At 55.2% G+C, this 19,860-nt stretch carries 19 protein-coding genes; 17 read left to right on the top strand and 2 right to left on the bottom strand.

All coding sequences use genetic code 11. The features are described 5' to 3' along the window. Window positions 1–67 precede the first annotated feature (67 nt). The 6 genes from ftsY to livJ all read left to right on the top strand — a co-directional run bounded on the left by ftsY (window position 68) and on the right by livJ (window position 7,135). Window positions 68–1,567: a signal recognition particle-docking protein FtsY gene (gene ftsY, locus HV107_RS08430; RefSeq protein WP_182062845.1), complete on the top strand. Its 1,500-nt coding sequence runs from the start codon at window positions 68–70 to the stop codon at window positions 1,565–1,567. A gap of 2 nt (window positions 1,568–1,569) precedes the next feature. Then, on the top strand, window positions 1,570–2,235 hold the full coding sequence (gene ftsE / locus HV107_RS08425) for a cell division ATP-binding protein FtsE (protein ID WP_014072167.1): 666 nt from the start codon (window positions 1,570–1,572) through the stop codon (window positions 2,233–2,235). After that, on the top strand, window positions 2,228–3,283 hold the full coding sequence (gene ftsX / locus HV107_RS08420; RefSeq protein WP_182062844.1) for a permease-like cell division protein FtsX: 1,056 nt from the start codon (window positions 2,228–2,230) through the stop codon (window positions 3,281–3,283). The genes ftsE and ftsX overlap by 8 nt, the downstream gene beginning before the upstream one ends. 252 nt (window positions 3,284–3,535) lie before the next feature. Continuing rightward, a complete protein-coding gene (gene rpoH, locus HV107_RS08415; protein WP_166718417.1) occupies window positions 3,536–4,393 on the top strand; it encodes an RNA polymerase sigma factor RpoH in 858 nt (285 codons plus the stop codon). Between the two features lie 146 nt (window positions 4,394–4,539). Continuing rightward, window positions 4,540–5,805 (top strand): 4-aminobutyrate--2-oxoglutarate transaminase, encoded by a 1,266-nt coding sequence (locus tag HV107_RS08410; RefSeq protein ID WP_182062843.1) that lies wholly within the window; start codon window positions 4,540–4,542, stop codon window positions 5,803–5,805. Between the two features lie 229 nt (window positions 5,806–6,034). Next, window positions 6,035–7,135 carry a branched chain amino acid ABC transporter substrate-binding protein LivJ gene (gene livJ / locus HV107_RS08405; RefSeq protein WP_182062842.1) on the top strand — a complete coding sequence of 367 codons (1,101 nt, stop codon included), beginning with the start codon at window positions 6,035–6,037 and terminating at the stop codon, window positions 7,133–7,135. Window positions 7,136–7,245: 110 nt separating this feature from the next. Here livJ and panM read toward each other — a convergent pair whose 3' ends face one another. Further along, window positions 7,246–7,629 carry an aspartate 1-decarboxylase autocleavage activator PanM gene (panM, locus tag HV107_RS08400; RefSeq protein WP_182062841.1) on the bottom strand — a complete coding sequence of 128 codons (384 nt, stop codon included), beginning with the start codon at window positions 7,627–7,629 and terminating at the stop codon, window positions 7,246–7,248. A gap of 423 nt (window positions 7,630–8,052) precedes the next feature. On the opposite strand from panM, the gene livK reads away from it, so the two are divergent. From livK to ugpQ, 11 genes are all read left to right on the top strand, one after another. Further along, entirely contained in the window at window positions 8,053–9,162 is a 1,110-nt protein-coding gene (gene livK, locus HV107_RS08395; RefSeq protein ID WP_182062840.1) for a high-affinity branched-chain amino acid ABC transporter substrate-binding protein LivK, read from the top strand. Window positions 9,163–9,208: 46 nt separating this feature from the next. Then, window positions 9,209–10,135, top strand: coding sequence for a high-affinity branched-chain amino acid ABC transporter permease LivH (gene livH / locus HV107_RS08390; RefSeq protein WP_182062839.1), 927 nt, complete (start codon window positions 9,209–9,211; stop codon window positions 10,133–10,135). After that, the gene (gene livM / locus HV107_RS08385) at window positions 10,132–11,409 is read left to right on the top strand and encodes a branched chain amino acid ABC transporter permease LivM (protein WP_182062838.1); all 1,278 of its coding nucleotides are present in this window, start codon (window positions 10,132–10,134) and stop codon (window positions 11,407–11,409) included. Before livH ends, livM begins: the two co-directional genes overlap by 4 nt. After that, on the top strand, window positions 11,406–12,173 hold the full coding sequence (gene livG, locus HV107_RS08380) for a high-affinity branched-chain amino acid ABC transporter ATP-binding protein LivG (RefSeq protein WP_182062837.1): 768 nt from the start codon (window positions 11,406–11,408) through the stop codon (window positions 12,171–12,173). The genes livM and livG overlap by 4 nt, the downstream gene beginning before the upstream one ends. A gap of 17 nt (window positions 12,174–12,190) precedes the next feature. Beyond that, window positions 12,191–12,904: a high-affinity branched-chain amino acid ABC transporter ATP-binding protein LivF gene (livF, locus tag HV107_RS08375; RefSeq protein WP_182062836.1), complete on the top strand. Its 714-nt coding sequence runs from the start codon at window positions 12,191–12,193 to the stop codon at window positions 12,902–12,904. 137 nt (window positions 12,905–13,041) lie between these two features. Continuing rightward, window positions 13,042–14,196, top strand: a complete 1,155-nt coding sequence (locus tag HV107_RS08370) for an IS481 family transposase (protein ID WP_182059485.1) — start codon at window positions 13,042–13,044, stop codon at window positions 14,194–14,196. A gap of 253 nt (window positions 14,197–14,449) precedes the next feature. Beyond that, a complete protein-coding gene (gene ugpB, locus HV107_RS08365; RefSeq protein ID WP_182062835.1) occupies window positions 14,450–15,766 on the top strand; it encodes a sn-glycerol-3-phosphate ABC transporter substrate-binding protein UgpB in 1,317 nt (438 codons plus the stop codon). Window positions 15,767–15,879: 113 nt separating this feature from the next. Beyond that, window positions 15,880–16,767 carry a sn-glycerol-3-phosphate ABC transporter permease UgpA gene (ugpA, locus tag HV107_RS08360; protein ID WP_182062834.1) on the top strand — a complete coding sequence of 296 codons (888 nt, stop codon included), beginning with the start codon at window positions 15,880–15,882 and terminating at the stop codon, window positions 16,765–16,767. Continuing rightward, complete coding sequence (gene ugpE / locus HV107_RS08355; RefSeq protein ID WP_028015153.1) at window positions 16,764–17,609, top strand: sn-glycerol-3-phosphate ABC transporter permease UgpE; 846 nt, start codon at window positions 16,764–16,766, stop codon at window positions 17,607–17,609. Before ugpA ends, ugpE begins: the two co-directional genes overlap by 4 nt. Before the next feature lies 1 nt (window position 17,610). Further along, window positions 17,611–18,681, top strand: coding sequence for a sn-glycerol-3-phosphate import ATP-binding protein UgpC (locus HV107_RS08350; RefSeq protein WP_014072153.1), 1,071 nt, complete (start codon window positions 17,611–17,613; stop codon window positions 18,679–18,681). Then, the gene (ugpQ, locus tag HV107_RS08345) at window positions 18,678–19,427 is read left to right on the top strand and encodes a glycerophosphodiester phosphodiesterase (RefSeq protein WP_182062833.1); all 750 of its coding nucleotides are present in this window, start codon (window positions 18,678–18,680) and stop codon (window positions 19,425–19,427) included. The genes HV107_RS08350 and ugpQ overlap by 4 nt, the downstream gene beginning before the upstream one ends. Here ugpQ and HV107_RS08340 read toward each other — a convergent pair. Further along, a complete protein-coding gene (locus HV107_RS08340) occupies window positions 19,408–19,788 on the bottom strand; it encodes a DUF2756 family protein (RefSeq protein ID WP_182062832.1) in 381 nt (126 codons plus the stop codon). The genes ugpQ and HV107_RS08340 overlap by 20 nt on opposite strands. Between the last annotated feature and the right edge of the window lie 72 nt (window positions 19,789–19,860).

The raw sequence follows: 19,860 nt of genomic DNA, 5'->3' as shown, positions 1-19,860 counted from the left end.
AGTGATAGACTATTTCATCATTTTTTTAGCTTCCATGTATATAGCGCCGCGAGGAGTGTAGTCGCAGATGGCAAAACAAAAAAAACGTGGCTTCTTTTCCTGGCTGGGCTTCGGTGAAAAAGAGCAAGAAACAGAACAGAAAATCGAAGAACAGCTGGCGGTTGAAGAGCATACGCCGGCTGAAACGCCTGTCGAAACCGCCGCAGTTGTAGAAGCGGAAGAACATACGCACAGCAAAGAAGAGACAGAAGCCTTTGCTGAAGAGATTGTTGACGTCACCGAACAGGTTCAGGAAAGCGAGACGCCAGAGCCTGAAGCGCTGGAAGAGGCATCTGAAACCCTTCAGGTTGAAGTTGAGCGCGAAGATATTATTGAAGAAGCGCCTCAGGCGGTTGTTGAGCATGAAGAGTTGCCGCTACCGGAAGAGGTGAAAGCCGAAGAGATCGCCGCAGAAGAGTGGCAGGCAGAAGCAGAAACCGTTGAAATTGTTGAGGCGGTCGAAGAAGAAGCAGAGCTCGAGCCAGAACTCACCGATGAAGAGCTGGAAGCTCAGGCACTGGCGGCAGAAGCCGCAGAAGAAGCGGTTATCGTCGTGCCGGAGGAAGAGCAGGCAGAAGAAGTGGTTCAGGAGCAGGAAAAACCGACTAAAGAAGGTTTCTTCGCGCGTCTGAAACGCAGCCTGTTAAAAACCAAAGAAAACTTAGGTTCCGGATTTATCAGTCTTTTCCGCGGCAAAAAGATCGACGATGATCTGTTTGAAGAGCTGGAAGAGCAACTGCTGATTGCGGACGTAGGCGTTGAAACAACCCGTAAAATCATCACCAGCCTGACGGAAGGCGCGAGCCGCAAACAGCTGCGTGACGCCGAAGCGCTGTACGGTCTGCTGAAAGACGAGATGGGCGAAATTCTCGCAAAAGTTGACGAACCGCTTAATATTGAAGGCAAAACACCATTTGTTATTCTGATGGTTGGCGTTAACGGCGTGGGTAAAACCACTACCATCGGCAAGCTGGCGCGTCAGTTCGAACAGCAGGGCAAATCGGTGATGCTGGCGGCTGGCGACACCTTCCGTGCGGCAGCGGTGGAGCAGTTGCAGGTCTGGGGTCAGCGCAACAACATCCCGGTCATTGCGCAGCACACGGGTGCAGATTCTGCGTCCGTTATCTTTGACGCCATTCAGGCGGCTAAAGCGCGTAATGTGGATGTGCTGATTGCTGATACTGCAGGGCGTTTGCAGAACAAATCGCACCTGATGGAAGAACTGAAGAAAATCGTTCGCGTCATGAAGAAGCTGGACGAAGAAGCGCCACATGAAATTATGCTGACTCTCGATGCCAGCACCGGGCAGAACGCCATCAGTCAGGCGAAACTGTTCCATGAGGCGGTAGGGCTGACAGGGATTACGCTGACCAAACTGGACGGTACAGCCAAAGGCGGGGTGATCTTCTCCGTGGCAGATCAGTTCGGCATTCCTATCCGTTATATCGGTGTGGGCGAGCGTATTGAGGATTTACGTCCGTTTAAAGCGGACGACTTTATTGAGGCATTATTTGCCCGAGAGGATTAACAATGATTCGCTTTGAACACGTCAGCAAGGCCTATCTCGGTGGGAGACAAGCGTTGCAGGGGGTAACGTTCCACCTGCAACCGGGCGAGATGGCATTCCTGACCGGCCATTCCGGCGCGGGGAAAAGTACCCTGCTCAAGCTTATCTGTGGGATCGAACGGCCAAGCGCCGGGAAAATCTATTTCAGCGGCCATGACATTAGCCGCCTGAAAAACCGTGAGGTGCCGTTCCTGCGTCGCCAGATCGGTATGATTTTCCAGGATCACCACCTGCTGATGGATCGCACCGTATTTGATAACGTGGCGATCCCACTGATCATTGCCGGTGCCAGCTATGATGATATTCGTCGCCGTGTGTCGGCGGCGCTGGATAAAGTCGGGCTGCTGGACAAAGCGAAGAATTTCCCGATCCAGCTCTCTGGCGGTGAACAGCAGCGTGTGGGTATCGCCCGCGCGGTGGTGAACAAACCTGCTGTGCTGCTGGCGGATGAACCTACCGGTAACCTGGATGACGCCCTGTCGGAAGGGATCTTGCGTCTGTTTGAGGAATTTAACCGTGTTGGGGTGACAGTATTGATGGCAACGCACGACATCGGGCTTATCTCCCGTCGTTCGTACCGGATGCTGACCCTGAGCGACGGTCATTTGCACGGAGGCCTGGGTGAATAAGCGTGACGCAATAAACCAGATTCGGCAGTTTGGGAACCGCTTTGACCGGTTCCGTAAACCGCAGGGCGGCGGAGATAACAACCGCAATACGCCAAAGCGTGCGAAAGCTGCGCCAAAACCGAACTCGCGTAAAACCAACGTCTTCAACGAGCAGGTACGCTATGCCTTCCACGGTGCGTTGCAGGATCTGAAAAGCAAACCACTGGCCACGTTCCTGACGGTGATGGTGATTGCCATCTCCCTGACGCTGCCAAGCGTCTGCTACATGGTCTACAAGAACGTTAATCAGGCAGCTTCGCAGTACTACCCTTCACCGCAAATCACGGTGTATCTGGATAAAGCGCTCGACGATAACGCGGCAGCGCAGGTTGTGGGGCAAATCCAGGCTGAGCAGGGCGTCGATAAGGTGAACTATCTTTCGCGCGAAGAGGCGCTGGGTGAGTTCCGCAACTGGTCCGGGTTTGGCGGTGCGCTGGATATGCTCGAAGAGAACCCGCTGCCTGCCGTGGCTGTGGTGAACCCGAAGCTCGACTTCCAGGGAACAGAAGCCCTGAATACCCTGCGTGACCGTATTTCGCGCATTAAGGGGATTGATGAAGTGCGGATGGACGATAGCTGGTTTGCGCGGTTGTCGGCCCTGACGGGACTGGTTGGCCGTGTGTCGGCGATGATCGGCGTGCTGATGGTGGCTGCGGTCTTCCTCGTCATTGGTAACAGCGTACGCCTGAGCATCTTTGCCCGCCGGGACACCATCAACGTGCAAAAACTGATTGGCGCCACGGATGGGTTTATCCTTCGTCCGTTCCTGTACGGCGGCGCATTGCTGGGTTTTTCTGGCGCATTTCTTTCATTGATATTGTCAGAAATTTTGGTGATGCGGCTGTCATCTGCCGTTACCGAAGTGGCGCAGGTTTTTGGAACTAAGTTTAATATCAGTGGGTTAGGGTTCGATGAGTGCCTGTTGCTACTGCTGGTTTGCTCTATGATCGGCTGGGTAGCGGCATGGCTGGCGACGGTTCAACATTTACGTCACTTTACTCCCGAATAATAAAAGCGTGATATAATCTTTCCCTGCACCGAGCTGTTCGCTTGCAGGGAAAGAGTCCCTGTTTTCTCTTCCCCCGCAATATCATCTTCATGTCACATTTTGTGCGTAATTTATTCACTGTTGCACCTGGAACTTGTGGATAAAATCACTGTCTGATAAAAGAGTGAATGCTAATCTCGTTGCTCAAACGCTTTGGCATGGTTGTTGCCTGATGGGGATAACCTGGACCAGAAGAAACATTGAGAGGAATGAATGACCAAAGAAATGCAAACTTTAGCTTTAGCCCCTGTTGGTAACCTGGAATCTTATATCCGGGCTGCAAACACCTGGCCGATGTTAACGGCCGAGGAAGAAAAGGAGCTTGCTGAAAAGCTGCATTACCAGGGCGATCTGGAAGCAGCTAAGACGCTGATCCTGTCTCACCTGCGCTTTGTTGTTCACGTTGCTCGTAATTATGCGGGCTACGGCCTGCCGCAGGCGGACTTGATTCAGGAAGGTAACATCGGTCTGATGAAGGCAGTACGACGCTTTAACCCGGAAGTGGGTGTGCGACTCGTCTCCTTCGCCGTACACTGGATCAAAGCTGAAATTCACGAATATGTCCTGCGTAACTGGCGTATCGTGAAAGTCGCCACGACAAAAGCGCAACGCAAACTGTTCTTCAACCTGCGTAAAACCAAGCAGCGTCTGGGCTGGTTCAATCAGGATGAAGTTGAAATGGTGGCGCGTGAGCTGGGTGTGTCCAGCAAAGATGTGCGTGAGATGGAGTCTCGTATGGCCGCTCAGGACATGACGTTTGATATGTCTTCTGACGACGATGCGTCTGACAGCCAGCCGATGGCGCCGGTTCTGTATCTTCAGGATAAATCCTCCAACTTTGCTGATGGCATTGAAGAGGACAACTGGGAAGACCAGGCTGCCAACAAACTGACTCATGCGATGGAAGGCCTCGATGAGCGCAGCCAGGATATTATCCGTGCCCGCTGGCTGGACGAAGACAACAAGTCCACCTTGCAGGAGCTGGCCGACCGCTATGGTGTCTCCGCTGAACGTGTACGTCAGCTTGAAAAGAACGCCATGAAAAAACTTCGCGCCGCTATCGAAGCGTAATTTCCGCGAAGTATGACGAGAACCCTCGAATGTAAATTCGGGGGTTTTGTTTTTTTAGCGCCTCCTCTGGCGAATTCCTCCCCCCTGGCAAACACTTACAGATGCGCTATTTGCATTTTGGGCTGCTGAAATCTCAGGGGGACAGGGTGAAAAATAAAGAACTGAATGACCGGCGTTTGCAGGCGACGCCGCGCGGTATCGGTGTCATGTGTAATTTTTATGCCGATAAAGCAGAGAACGCCACGCTGTGGGATGTGGAAGGTAACGAGGTTATCGACTTCGCCGCCGGGATCGCCGTGCTGAATACCGGGCATCGCCATCCAAAAGTGATTGCGGCAATTGAAAAACAGCTCCATGCCTTTACCCACACCGCCTATCAAATTGTACCGTATGAAGGCTACGTGGCGCTGGCAGAGCGGATTAACGAACGTGTGCCTATTGACGGTCCGGCCAAAACGGCCTTCTTCTCAACGGGCGCAGAAGCCGTCGAAAACGCGGTAAAAATTGCCCGTGCTTACACCAAACGTCCTGGCGTTATCACCTTTGGTGGCGGTTTTCATGGCCGCACCTATATGACAATGGCGCTGACCGGCAAGGTCGCGCCTTACAAAATCGGTTTTGGTCCCTTCCCGGGCTCGATTTACCACGCACAATATCCCAATGCACTTCACGGCGTGAGCAGCCAGGAGGCGTTAAAAAGCATCGAGCGTATCTTTAAAGCGGATATTGCCCCAGACCAGGTTGCCGCCATTATTCTTGAGCCGGTACAGGGAGAGGGCGGTTTTAACGTCGCGCCTGCCGATTTCATGCAGTCGCTGCGCGCATTATGCGATACCCACGGTATTTTGCTGATTGCCGACGAAGTACAAACCGGGTTTGCCCGTACCGGTAAACTTTTCTCGATGGAACACCACTGCGTGAAGCCTGACATGATCACCATGGCGAAAAGCCTGGCGGGCGGGATGCCGCTCTCGGCTGTGTCTGGCCGGGCAGAGGTTATGGATGCCCCTGCACCGGGCGGGCTGGGCGGCACCTATGCGGGTAACCCGCTGGCGATTGCCGCGGCACATGCCGTGCTGGACGTGATTGACGAAGAAGATCTCTGCACACGCGCGGCGCACCTTGGTCATCATCTGGTAGAAGTGCTCAACAAAGCGAAGGCGGATTGTCCGTTTATTGCTGATATCCGGGCGCAAGGGTCGATGGTAGCGGTGGAATTTAACGATCCGCAAACCGGGCAACCCTCACCCGACTTTACCCGCCAGGTCCAGGAGCGTGCATTGCAGGAAGGCCTGTTGCTGCTGAGTTGCGGTGTATACGGCAATGTTATTCGCTTCCTTTATCCGCTTACCATCCCCGAAGTACAGTTCCGTAAAGCGCTGGATATTATCTCTGCCTCGCTGACACGATAAAGCCACTGCCCGGCAGCGAAACGTTGCCGGGCTTAGCATATATACATTTCAAATTAGCTATTCCAAATTCATAAAAATGGGGTATGTTCTAGCAGAGTATGCTGCTTTGGTACGGGCAGTGACCCAAAACATAACTATCATATGCTTTTCTTATGCCTATAAGAAAAATAATGTACCGCACAACAACATCACAACAATTGCAAAAACCATAACAATGGGGATTCTCAGGATGAACAAGAAGGGTAAAGCGTTACTGGCAGGATGTATCACGTTGGCATTCAGCACGATGGCACATGCAGATATTAAAGTGGCTGTTGTCGGCGCAATGTCCGGTCCGGTAGCACAATACGGCGACCAGGAGTTTACTGGCGCAGAACAAGCGGTTGCAGACATTAATGCCAAGGGCGGTATTAAAGGCGAAAAACTGCAAATCGTAAAATATGACGATGCCTGCGATCCGAAACAAGCGGTAGCTGTTGCGAACAAAGTGGTAAACGACGGGATTAAATACGTTATCGGCCACCTGTGCTCCTCTTCCACCCAGCCAGCGTCTGATATCTACGAAGACGAAGGCATTCTGATGATCACCCCGGCGGCAACCGCACCGGAACTGACTGCGCGTGGCTATAAGCTGACCCTGCGTACCACCGGTCTGGACTCTGACCAGGGCCCAACTGCCGCGAAATACATTCTGGAAAAAGTGAAGCCGCAGCGTATCGCGATCGTTCACGATAAACAGCAATACGGTGAAGGCCTGGCGCGTGCCGTACAGGATAACCTGAAGAAAGCCAAGGCTAACGTGGTGTTCTTTGACGGTATCACTGCCGGTGAGAAAGACTTCTCCACGCTGGTGGCGCGTCTGAAGAAAGAGAATATCGACTTCGTTTACTACGGTGGCTACCACCCGGAAATGGGCCAGATCCTGCGCCAGGCACGTGCTGCCGGCCTGAAAACTCAGTTCATGGGTCCAGAAGGTGTGGCGAACGTGTCTCTGTCTAACATCGCCGGTGAGTCTGCGGAAGGCCTGCTGGTGACCAAACCGAAGAACTACGACCAGGTTCCAGCGAACAAACCTATCGTAGACGCCATCAAAGCGAAGAAACAGGATCCAAGTGGGGCGTTCGTCTGGACCACCTACGCGGCACTGCAATCTCTGCAGGCGGGCCTGAATCAGTCAGCCGATCCGGCTGAGATCGCGAAATACCTGAAAGCGAATACCGTAAATACCGTTATGGGGCCGCTGTCATGGGATGAGAAGGGCGATCTGAAAGGCTTCGAGTTCGGCGTGTTTGACTGGCATGCGAACGGTACTGCTACTGACGCCAAATAAACGCAAATGGCAACCTTAAGGTTGCCATTTTAGTGGTTGCCGCCTCTCCCCGTGGGAGAGGGCCGGGGTGAGGGCATCAGGCCGCACGTATCAGGCCGCACAAACCAAACCTAGCGCTTTTCCCACCCATTTTCCTGTGCCGTAAACCCTAACGCCTGCATAAATGCCGCCATCACGCTGCGGTCTTCTACGCCCACGTCGGCCATCCACCAGGAGGTCACGCTCGGGTTTTCGCGGATCACTTCTTCAATCAAATACTGCCCCACACCGCGACGGCGGGTGGCATCACGCACGCGCAGTGAATCGAGCGCACCTTCTGTCCCGCTCAGCGTCACGCGCACGGCCGCCAGCAGACGCTCATTAAAGCGTGCGGCATAAATACGGTGCGTCTCGTCAACGGTCAGTGATGAAGGGGAATATTCCGGCCAGATCTTGCCCAGGTCGATATGATCCTGATCGCTAAAGGTCACCAGACGGATGATAGTCAGTTTCATTAGCTGCTTGTCCAAATCAAAAAGAGTATGCGCAGTGTACTCAATTTATTCAGCCAGCGGCTTCCTCTTTTTAAACCATTTACCAGGCGATTAGTTTTTCGGCGTCACAATGTGCAGTTCGAAAACACATGGATCGAAAAACAAGCAGAATTTTAACCTAAAGAGTAGCGATTTATTCGGCGCTTTGTACCGTTATTTTATGCTGCAAACCGTACTTTTATTTGTTTATCTCTGCCTGATTTCAGAATATTATCTTTGCTTAATCGCCTGAAAAATAGAGATTTTAGTCTGGTTTTTGACAAAAAACTGCGCTAAACCATTAAAGGCACTGGTAAAAATAGCGTTGTTCATTAAAAGTACAGAATGCTTTTTAACCATAATAAAACAAAATATATACACAACATCACGAATGGGGATTCAGAGATGAAAAGGAACGCGAAGACGTTAGTCGCGGGGATAGTTGCACTGGCGATTTCACATGCAGCTATGGCGGAAGATATTAAAGTTGCTGTGGTAGGTGCAATGTCCGGTCCGGTTGCTCAGTGGGGCGATATGGAGTTCAACGGTGCGCGCCAGGCGATTAAAGACATCAACGCCAAAGGTGGTATCAAGGGCGACAAACTGGTCGGGGTGGAATATGACGACGCCTGCGATCCGAAACAAGCTGTCGCGGTCGCCAACAAAATCGTTAACGACGGCATTCAGTACGTCATCGGCCATCTTTGCTCCTCATCCACGCAGCCTGCGTCTGATATCTATGAAGACGAAGGCATTCTGATGATTACCCCAGGTGCGACTAACCCGGAACTGACTCAACGCGGTTACCAGCACATCATGCGTACCGCAGGTCTGGACTCCTCTCAGGGGCCAACGGCCGCCAAATTTATCCTCGAAAACGTGAAGCCAAAGCGCATTGCCATTATTCATGACAAGCAGCAATACGGCGAAGGTCTGGCGCGCTCCGTACAGGATGGCCTGAAAAAAGGCGGCGCGAATATTGTGTTCTTTGATGGCATCACCGCAGGCGAGAAAGACTTCTCGGCGCTGATTGCCCGCCTGCAAAAAGAAAATATCGACTTCGTGTATTACGGTGGCTACTACCCGGAAATGGGCCAGATGTTACGCCAGGCGCGCGGCACCGGCCTGAAAACCCAGTTTATGGGCCCGGAAGGGGTAGGTAACGCGTCACTCTCTAACATCGCAGGTGATGCGGCGGAAGGGATGCTGGTGACGATGCCAAAACGCTATGACCAGGATCCGGCGAATAAGACTATCGTAGATGCGCTCAAAGCGCAGAAGAAAGATCCGAGCGGTCCGTATGTGTGGATCACCTATGCTGCTGTGCAGTCTCTGGCAACCGCACTGGAACGTACCGACAGCAAAGAGCCGCTGGATTTAGTGAAAGATTTAAAAGCTCACGGGGCGAACACCGTGATTGGGCCGCTGAACTGGGATGAGAAAGGCGATCTGAAGGGATTTGAATTTGGTGTCTTTAAGTGGCACGCCGACGGTTCGTCTTCGGTCGCCAAATAATTATCCCACCGCCCGGGCGTCCGGGCGGGTATAAAAAGGTTTGCATATGTCCGAGCAGTTTCTCTATTTCTTGCAGCAGATGTTTAACGGCGTCACGCTGGGAAGCACCTACGCACTGATCGCCATCGGTTATACGATGGTTTACGGCATTATCGGCATGATCAACTTCGCCCACGGCGAGGTGTACATGATCGGCAGTTATGTCTCCTTTATGATTATCGCCGCGCTGATGATGATGGGGATCGACAGCAGCTGGCTGCTGGTTGCCGCCGGGTTCGTGGGGGCGATTGTGGTTGCCAGCGCCTACGGCTGGAGCATTGAGCGTGTGGCTTACCGGCCAGTACGTAGCTCCAAGCGTCTGATTGCGCTGATCTCTGCCATCGGTATGTCCATCTTCCTGCAAAACTACGTCAGCCTGACCGAAGGTTCGCGCGATGTGGCGCTGCCAAGCCTGTTTAACGGCCAGTGGATTGTAGGAGCGAGCGACAACTTCTCTGCGTCTATTACCACCATGCAGCTGGTTATCTGGATCGTCACCTTTGTTGCGATGCTGGCGCTGACCTTGTTCATTCGTTATTCCCGCATGGGGCGCGCCTGCCGTGCCTGCGCTGAAGACCTGAAAATGGCGAGCCTGCTCGGTATCAACACTGACCGCGTGATTGCGCTCACCTTCGTGATTGGTGCGGCGATGGCGGCGGTGGCGGGCGTGCTGCTCGGCCAGTTCTACGGTGTTATCAACCCGTATATCGGTTTTATGGCCGGGATGAAAGCTTTCACCGCAGCGGTACTTGGCGGTATCGGCAGTATTCCTGGTGCGATGATCGGCGGCCTGATCCTTGGCGTGGCTGAAGCACTCTCCTCGGCGTATCTGAGCACTGAATACAAAGATGTGGTGTCGTTTGCCCTGCTGATTCTGGTTCTGCTGGTAATGCCTACCGGTATTCTGGGCCGTCCGGAGGTAGAGAAAGTATGAAACCGATGCATTTTGCAATGGCGCTGCTCTCTGCCGCCATGTTCTTCGTGCTGGCGGGCGTCTTTATGGGCGTTCAGTTAGAGCTGGATGGCACTAAGCTGGTGGTGGATACCGCCGCCGACATCCGCTGGCAGTGGGTGTTTATCGGCACTGCGGTGGTGTTCCTGTTCCAGCTGCTGCGTCCGGTGTTCCAGAAGACGCTGAAAAACGTCTCTGGCCCGAAATTCGTTCTCCCTGCTATCGATGGCTCAACCGTTAAGCAGAAGTTGTTCCTCGTGGCGCTGCTGGTCGCGGCTGTTGCCTGGCCGTTCGTGGTATCACGCGGTACGGTAGACATTGCCACCCTGACCATGATCTACGTGATTCTGGGCCTGGGTCTGAACGTGGTTGTAGGTTTGTCTGGCCTGCTGGTACTGGGTTACGGCGGTTTCTATGCCATCGGTGCCTACACCTTTGCACTGCTGAACCACTATTACGGCCTGGGCTTCTGGACCTGTTTGCCACTGGCGGGGCTGGTCTCTGCTGCTGCGGGCTTCCTGCTGGGCTTCCCGGTACTGCGCCTGCGCGGTGACTACCTGGCGATTGTGACCTTAGGCTTCGGCGAAATCGTCCGTATCCTGCTGCTTAACAACACCGAAGTAACCGGTGGCCCGAACGGTATCAGCCAGATCCCGAAACCGACCTTCTTTGGCCTGGAATTCAGCCGCACCGCGCGTGAAGGCGGCTGGGATACCTTCAGCAATTTCTTCGGGGTGAAATACGATCCGTCTGACCGTGTCATCTGGCTCTATCTGGTGGCACTGCTGCTGGTAGTGATTACCCTGTTCGTGATTAACCGCCTGCTGCGGATGCCGCTGGGCCGCGCGTGGGAAGCGCTGCGCGAAGATGAGATTGCCTGTCGTTCTCTGGGTCTGAACCCGACCCGTATCAAGCTGACGGCATTTACCATCAGCGCCGCGTTTGCTGGTTTTGCCGGGACGCTGTTTGCTGCGCGTCAGGGCTTTGTCAGCCCGGAATCCTTCACCTTTGCCGAATCCGCCTTCGTGCTGGCGATTGTGGTGCTCGGTGGGATGGGCTCGCAGTTCGCCGTTATCCTTGCCGCCATTCTGCTGGTGGTCTCCCGTGAGCTGATGCGTGACTTTAACGAGTACAGCATGTTGATGCTGGGTGGTTTGATGGTGCTGATGATGATCTGGCGTCCGCAGGGCTTGCTGCCGATGACCCGTCCACAGTTGAAGCTGAAAAACGGGCAAGCGAAAGGAGAGCAGGCATGAGTCAGCCATTATTATCCGTTAACGGTCTGATGATGCGTTTTGGCGGCCTGCTGGCGGTCAACAACGTGAATCTGGATCTGCACAAAAAAGAGATTGTCTCCCTGATTGGCCCGAACGGCGCGGGGAAAACCACGGTCTTCAACTGCCTGACCGGCTTCTACAAGCCGACGGGCGGCACCATCATGCTGCGCGACCAGCACCTGGAAGGACTGCCGGGTCAGCAGATTGCGCGTATGGGCGTGGTGCGTACCTTCCAGCACGTGCGTCTGTTCCGTGAAATGACGGTGATTGAGAACCTGCTGGTGGCGCAACATCAGCAGCTGAAATCCGGTCTGTTCTCCGGTTTGCTGAAAACGCCAGCCTTCCGTCGCGCACAGAGCGAAGCCCTCGACAGAGCGGCCACCTGGCTTGATCGTATTGGTCTGCTTCAGCACGCTAACCGTCAGGCGAGTAACCTGGCCTACGGTGATCAGCGTCGTCTTGAAATCGTGCGCTGCATGGTGACACAGCCGGAAATCCTGATGCTCGATGAACCGGCGGCCGGTCTGAACCCGAAAGAGACCAAAGAGCTGGACGAGCTGATTGCCGAGCTGCGCGATCATCATGACACCACCATTCTGCTGATTGAGCATGATATGAAGCTGGTGATGGGCATTTCTGACCGTATCTACGTGGTAAACCAGGGCACGCCGCTGGCTAACGGGACGCCGGAAGAGATCCGCAACAACCCGGACGTGATCCGCGCCTATTTAGGTGAAGCATAATGGGGGCGAGCCATAAGATGGAAAAAGCGATGTTAACGTTTGACAATGTAAGTGCCCACTACGGCAAGATTCAGGCGCTGCATGATGTCAGCCTGCATATCAATCAGGGTGAAATCGTTACCCTGATTGGGGCGAACGGCGCAGGTAAAACCACGCTGCTCGGCACCCTGTGCGGCGATCCGCGTGCCACCAGCGGGCGGATTGTGTTTGATGGCAAAGATATTACCGACTGGCAGACCGCCAAAATCATGCGTGAAGCGGTGGCGATTGTCCCTGAAGGGCGTCGTGTGTTTTCGCGTATGACGGTGGAAGAGAACCTGGCGATGGGCGGCTTCTTTGCCGACCGTGACCAGTTCCAGACCCGTATCAAGCGAGTGTATGAACTCTTCCCACGCCTGTGGGAGCGGCGTATTCAGCGTGCAGGCACCATGTCCGGCGGTGAACAGCAGATGCTGGCGATTGGCCGTGCGCTAATGAGCCAGCCACGTTTGCTGCTGCTTGATGAACCGTCGCTCGGTCTTGCGCCGATCATCATCCAGCAGATTTTCGACACCATCGAACAGCTGCGTAAAGAAGGGATGACCATCTTCCTCGTCGAGCAGAACGCCAATCAGGCGTTGAAACTCGCCGACCGCGGCTACGTGCTGGAGAACGGTCACGTCGTGCTATCCGATACCGGCGATGCGCTGCTGGCCAACGAAGCGGTGCGGAGTGCGTATTTAGGCGGCTAGGTAAAAGCAAAAAGGCAACGCACGTTGCCTTTTTTAGTGTTTTCTCCCTCTCCCCGTGGGTGTACGGTCCGGGGACATAGTGAACACTTGTTCGGGGACATGGTAGACACTTACAACTAAGGCATAAGAACCCGTTTATGGAGTCGCTTATGTCCTGGGATGCGAGAGATACCATGTCATTACGTACCGAGTTTGTTTTGTTCGCCTCGCAGGACGGGGCGAACATCCGTTCCCTCTGCCGTCGCTTCGGCATTTCACCTGCCACCGGCTATAAGTGGCTTCGCCGCTGGGCGGAGGAAGGGGCCTCCGGCCTTCAGGACCGCCCGCGCATACCGCACCATTCCCCGAACCGCTCATCTGACGACATCACTGCCCTGCTGCGTATGGCGCATGACCGCCATGAACGCTGGGGCGCACGCAAGATAAAGCGCTGGCTGGAAGACCAGGGGCACACCATGCCCGCCTTCAGCACCGTCCATAACCTCATGGCCCGTCACGGTCTGCTGCCGGGCACTTCACCGGGCATTCCCGCCACGGGACGGTTCGAACATGACGCGCCGAACCGCCTCTGGCAGATGGATTTTAAGGGCCACTTTCCCTTTGGAGGCGGCCGCTGCCATCCGCTCACCCTGCTGGACGACCACTCCCGATTTTCCCTGTGCCTGGCGCACTGTACCGATGAACGGCGCGAGACCGTGCAGCAGCAGCTGGTCAGCGTGTTTGAGCGCTACGGCCTGCCGGACCGGATGACGATGGACAACGGTTCTCCGTGGGGAGACACCACCGGCACCTGGACGGCGCTGGAGCTGTGGCTGATGCGTCTGGGTATCCGGGTGGGGCACTCCCGGCCGTATCATCCGCAGACGCAGGGTAAGCTGGAGCGTTTTCACCGGAGCCTGAAGGCAGAAGTGCTGCAGGGGAAGTGGTTCGCGAGCGGGGGCGAACTGCAGCGCGCCTTCGACCACTGGCGGACAGTCTATAACCTTGAACGCCCGCATGAGGCGCTGGATATGGCGGTACCGGGGTCGCGGTATAAGCCGTCAGAGCGGCAGTACAGCGGCAACACCACGCCCCCGGAATACGACGAGGGCGTGATGGTCAGGAAAGTGGATATCAGCGGAAAGCTGAGCGTGAAAGGGGTAAGTCTGAGCGCAGGCAAGGCGTTCAGGGGAGAACGGGTCGGGCTGAAGGAGATGCAGGAAGACGGCAGCTACGAGGTGTGGTGGTACAGCACGAAAGTGGGGGTGATCGACCTGAAGAAAAAGTCGATCACCATGGGTAAAGGATGTTAAAAAGTGTTCACCATGTCCCCGAACACCTGTCTACCATGTCCCCGGACCGTACATGGGAGAGGGCCGGGGTGAGGGCACCAGACCGCACCCAAACCAAACCCCAATCCCCTTCACACAACCATCATCCCCCTGACGCTTTGTTGTCATCATTCTGTAAATAAACAGTTATTTTTCTGTCATTCGAGCATGTCATGTTACCTCGCGAGCATAAAACGCGTGATATCGCGCATCCGGCACAATAAGAGAGATGACAATGACATCGTTACGACACACAGCTTTGGGTCTGGCAATTGGTCTGGCTTTTGCGACGAACGCAATGGCTGTCACCACCATTCCGTTCTGGCATTCCATGGAAGGGGAGTTGGGTAAAGAAGTTGACTCCCTGGCGCAACGTTTCAACGACACCCACCCGGATTACAAAATTGTGCCGGTGTACAAAGGTAACTACGAGCAGAGCCTGAGTGCGGGCATTGCTGCTTTCCGTACCGGCAACGCGCCTGCACTGTTACAGGTTTATGAAGTCGGCACCGCCACCATGATGGCTTCTAAAGCCATTAAACCGGTGTACGAAGTGTTCAAAGACGCGGGTATCAAGTTCGACGAATCCCAGTTCGTGCCGACCGTTTCCGGTTACTACACCGACTCCAAAACCGGCCACCTGCTGTCTCAGCCGTTTAACAGCTCCACCCCTGTTCTGTACTACAACAAAGACGCCTTCAAGAAAGCCGGTTTAGATTCAGAGCAGCCGCCAAAAACCTGGCAGGATCTGGCTGAGTACACCGCGAAGCTGAAAGCCGCGGGGATGAAGTGTGGTTATGCGAGTGGCTGGCAGGGCTGGATCCAGATTGAGAACTTCAGCGCCTGGCACGGCCTGCCGGTTGCCACCAAAAACAACGGTTTCGACGGCACTGACGCGGTACTGGAGTTCAACAAACCAGAGCAGGTGAAACACATCGCGCTGCTGGAAGAACTGAACAAGAAGGGCGATTTCAGCTACTTCGGCCGTAAAGACGAATCCACCGAGAAGTTCTACAACGGTGATTGCGCCATTACTACCGCCTCTTCCGGCTCGCTGGCGGATATCCGTCATTACGCCAAATTCAACTACGGCGTGGGCATGATGCCTTACGACGCTGACGTGAAAGGCGCACCGCAGAACGCCATCATCGGCGGGGCAAGCCTGTGGGTGATGCAAGGTAAAGACAACGGGACTTACAAAGGCGTTGCCGAGTTCCTGGATTTCCTGGCGAAGCCAGAAAATGCCGCCGAATGGCACCAGAAGACCGGCTACCTGCCAATCACCAAAGCCGCGTATGACCTGACCCGTCAGCAGGGCTTCTATGACAAGAACCCGGGTGCGGATATCGCCACGCGTCAGATGCTGAACAAGCCGCCATTGCCGTTCACGAAAGGTCTGCGTCTGGGCAATATGCCGCAGATCCGTACCATCGTCGATGAAGAGCTGGAAAGCGTGTGGACCGGCAAGAAAACGCCACAGCAGGCGCTGGATTCAGCGGTAGAACGTGGTAACCAGCTGCTGCGCCGCTTTGAGCAGTCGACCAAATCGTAATTAAAACCTTACCCCTCACCCCGACCCTCTCCCCTTTGGGGAGAGGGTGTAATTATCCCCTCGCCCCTTTGGGGAGAGGGTTAGGGTGAGGGGAAACCAACCTGAGCTAACCTATGTCATCATCCCGTCCGGTGTTCCGTTCGCGCTGGCTGCCGTATCTGCTGGTCGCGCCGCAACTGGTCATCACCGTCATCTTCTTTATCTGGCCTGCGGGCGAAGCGCTGTGGTACTCGGTGCAAAGCGTTGATCCATTTGGTCTTTCCAGCCAGTTCGTTGGCCTGGATAACTTCGCAGCCCTGTGGCATGACAGCTACTATATCGACGCCTTCTGGACGACGATCAAATTCAGCACCCTGGTGACCGTGAGCGGCCTTGTCGCCTCGCTGTTCTTTGCCGCGCTGGTGGATTATGTGGTGCGTGGCAGCCGTATTTATCAGACGTTAATGCTGCTGCCATACGCTGTTGCGCCTGCCGTCGCCGCCGTGCTGTGGATCTTCCTGTTTAACCCGGGGCGCGGGCTGATTACCCATTTTCTGGCGGAGTTTGGCTACGACTGGAACCACGCGCAGAACAGTGGCCAGGCGATGTTTCTGGTGGTGTTCGCCTCTGTATGGAAGCAGATCAGCTATAACTTCCTGTTCTTCTTTGCCGCGCTGCAATCCATTCCGCGCTCGCTGGTTGAGGCGGCCGCGATTGATGGCGCAGGCCCGATCCGTCGCTTCTTTAAGCTGGCGCTGCCGCTGATCGCCCCGGTGAGTTTCTTCCTGCTGGTGGTCAACCTGGTGTACGCCTTCTTCGACACCTTCCCGGTGATCGATGCCGCCACCGCCGGTGGCCCGGTGCAGGCGACCACCACGCTTATCTATAAGATCTACCGCGAAGGGTTTGCCGGCCTGGATCTCTCGGCCTCTGCCGCGCAGTCCGTCGTGCTGATGTTCCTTGTCATCATCCTTACGGTGGTGCAGTTCCGTTATGTCGAAAGTAAGGTGCGCTACCAATGATTGAGAACCGTCGCGGGCTGACGATTTTCAGCCATACCATGCTCATTCTGGGCATCATCGTCATTCTGTTCCCGCTGTACGTGGCTTTTGTTGCCGCCACGCTTGATACCAAAGCGGTGTTCGACACCCCCATGACGCTGATCCCGGGCGGGCATCTGTTCGAGAACATGAAAACCATCTGGACCCAGGGCGTGGGCGCCAACAGCGCACCGTTCTGGCTGATGATGCTTAACAGCTTCATCATGGCGTTCGGCATTACGGTCGGCAAAATCACGGTGTCGATGCTCTCGGCTTTCGCCATCGTCTGGTTCCGCTTTCCGCTGCGTAACCTGTTCTTCTGGATGATCTTCATCACCCTGATGCTGCCGGTGGAAGTGCGTATTTTCCCAACGGTGGAAGTGATCGCCAACCTCAAGATGCTGGACAGTTACGCGGGCTTAACCCTGCCGCTGATGGCCTCGGCGACCGCCACCTTCCTGTTCCGCCAGTTCTTTATGACCCTGCCGGACGAACTGATTGAAGCCGCGCGTATCGACGGCGCTTCACCGATGCGCTTCTTCCGCGACATCGTGCTGCCGCTGTCGAAAACCAACCTCGCGGCGCTGTTTGTGATCACCTTTATCTACGGCTGGAACCAGTATCTTTGGCCGCTGCTGATTATCCAGGACGTCAACCTCGGCACCGCCGTGGCGGGCATCAAAGGCATGATCGCCACCGGCGAAGGCACCACCCTCTGGAACCAGGTGATGGCGGCGATGCTGCTCACCCTTATCCCACCCGTAGTCATTGTTTTAGCCATGCAGCGTGCGTTTGTCCGCGGCCTGGTCGATAGCGAGAAATAAGATGGCAGGTTTAAAACTTCAGGCAGTAACCAAAAGCTGGGACGGCAAAACCCAGGTCATTCAGCCGTTAACGCTCGACGTAGCGGACGGAGAATTTATCGTGATGGTTGGCCCGTCAGGCTGCGGCAAATCGACGCTGCTGCGCATGGTGGCGGGGCTTGAGCGCGTGACATCCGGCGATATCTGGATTGACCGCCAGCGCGTCACCGAAATGGAGCCAAAAGACCGCGGTATCGCGATGGTGTTCCAGAACTATGCGCTTTATCCGCACATGAGCGTGGAAGAGAACATGGCCTGGGGGCTGAAAATCCGCGGTATGGGTAAAAGCCATATCGATGAGCGCGTCAAAGAAGCGGCCCGTATTCTGGAGCTGGACGGCCTTCTCAAACGCCGCCCGCGCGAGCTTTCCGGTGGCCAGCGTCAGCGCGTGGCAATGGGCCGCGCTATCGTGCGTGACCCGGCGGTGTTCCTGTTCGATGAACCGCTCTCAAACCTGGATGCCAAGCTGCGTGTGCAGATGCGCCTTGAGTTGCAACAGTTGCACCGTCGTCTTAAAACGACATCCCTGTACGTGACCCACGACCAGGTCGAAGCGATGACGCTTGCCCAGCGCGTGATGGTGATGAATAAAGGGATCGCCGAGCAGATTGGCACCCCGGTTGAAGTGTACGAAAAACCGGCCACCCGCTTTGTGGCGAGCTTTATCGGCAGCCCGGCAATGAACCTGCTGGAAGGGCGTATCAGCAGCGCGGGTACCCATTTTGAGCTGGAAAGCGGTATGGCTTTGCCGGTCAACTGGTACTATCGTGGCTACGCCGGGCGTAAAATGACGCTCGGGATCCGCCCGGAGCATATTGGCTTGACCTCTCAGGCGGAAGGCGGCGTGCCGCTGGTGATGGACACGCTGGAGATGCTGGGTGCAGACAACCTGGCGCACGGACGTTGGGGCGAGCAAAAACTGGTGGTGCGTCTGGCACATCAGGAACGCCCTAAAGCAGGCAGCACGCTGTGGCTACATCTGCCGGAAAATCACCTGCACTTATTTGACGGTGAAACAGGACAACGCATATGAGTAACTGGCCTTATCCCCACATCGTCGCCCACCGTGGCGGCGGTAAACTGGCGCCGGAAAACACCCTGGCTGCCATCGACACCGGTGCGCGTTATGGTCACACGATGATCGAATTCGACGCCAAGCTGTCGAAAGACGGCGAAATTTTTCTGCTGCACGATGACAACCTTGAACGCACCAGCAACGGCTGGGGTGTCGCGGGTGAGCTGCCGTGGCGCGACCTGCTGAAAGTGGATGCCGGAAGCTGGTTCAGCGGCGAATTCAAAGGCGAACCACTGCCGCTGCTGGCGGAAGTGGCCGACCGCTGTCGTCAACACGGGATGATGGCCAACATTGAGATCAAACCGACCACCGGCACCGGGCCGATAACCGGCAAGGTGATTGCCCTGGCCGCACGCGAACTGTGGGAAGGGATGACCGCGCCGTTACTCTCGTCGTTTGAAATTGACGCGCTGGAAGCGGCTCAGGCGGCAGTACCGGAACTGCCGCGCGGGTTACTGCTGGATGAGTGGCGTGAAGACTGGCACGCGCTAACCACGCGTTTAGCCTGCGTGTCGATTCACCTGAACCACAAGCTGCTGGATGAAGCGCGGGTGAAGATGTTAAAAGCGGCGGGGCTGCATATTCTGGTCTACACCGTCAACAAACCCCAGCGTGCAGCCGAACTGCTGCGCTGGGGGGTGGATAGCATCTGCACTGACGCCATTGACCAGATTGGCCCGGCTTTTAATTCTGCGGATTATTAAGCATACTGCCATTCGACTGCGACGGCAGCATATGCTGCTGTCCGCTACTCTGCGTTGTTCCCCCGCCTAACATGCCGCCGTTTTGATTTGGCAGCGGTTGTTCACGTACCTGACCCTGCTGAATGCGTTGAGTATTGGCATTCATTTGATTTTGCAGGCTCTGCTGCTGGAGTTGGGTTTGCGTTTTCAACTGCTGGTTGAGCATCCCTTTTTGTTGCTGCTGTTGGCCCATCATTTCCGTTTGCATACGTTGCTGGCTCGGAATGACATAGCCCGGTTGGTTCGGGTTATTCATGGTGTTGAGTGGCTGTGCAAGTGCAGCAAAAGGTAACAATGCGGCCAGGATCAGTAATCGTTTCATGGTTTTCTCCCCCTCTGAGGCTTTTCTTAAGTTTACCCCGGATCCAGCATAACAATGATTTTTTAGGAGTTG

It is taken from the genome of Enterobacter sp. RHBSTW-00175 (assembly GCF_013927005.1).
In the GTDB taxonomy this organism is placed as follows: Bacteria; Pseudomonadota; Gammaproteobacteria; order Enterobacterales; family Enterobacteriaceae; genus Enterobacter.
The sequence above is the reverse complement of the archived record's forward strand: the minus strand, read 5'-3'. Positions and strand labels throughout refer to the sequence as shown.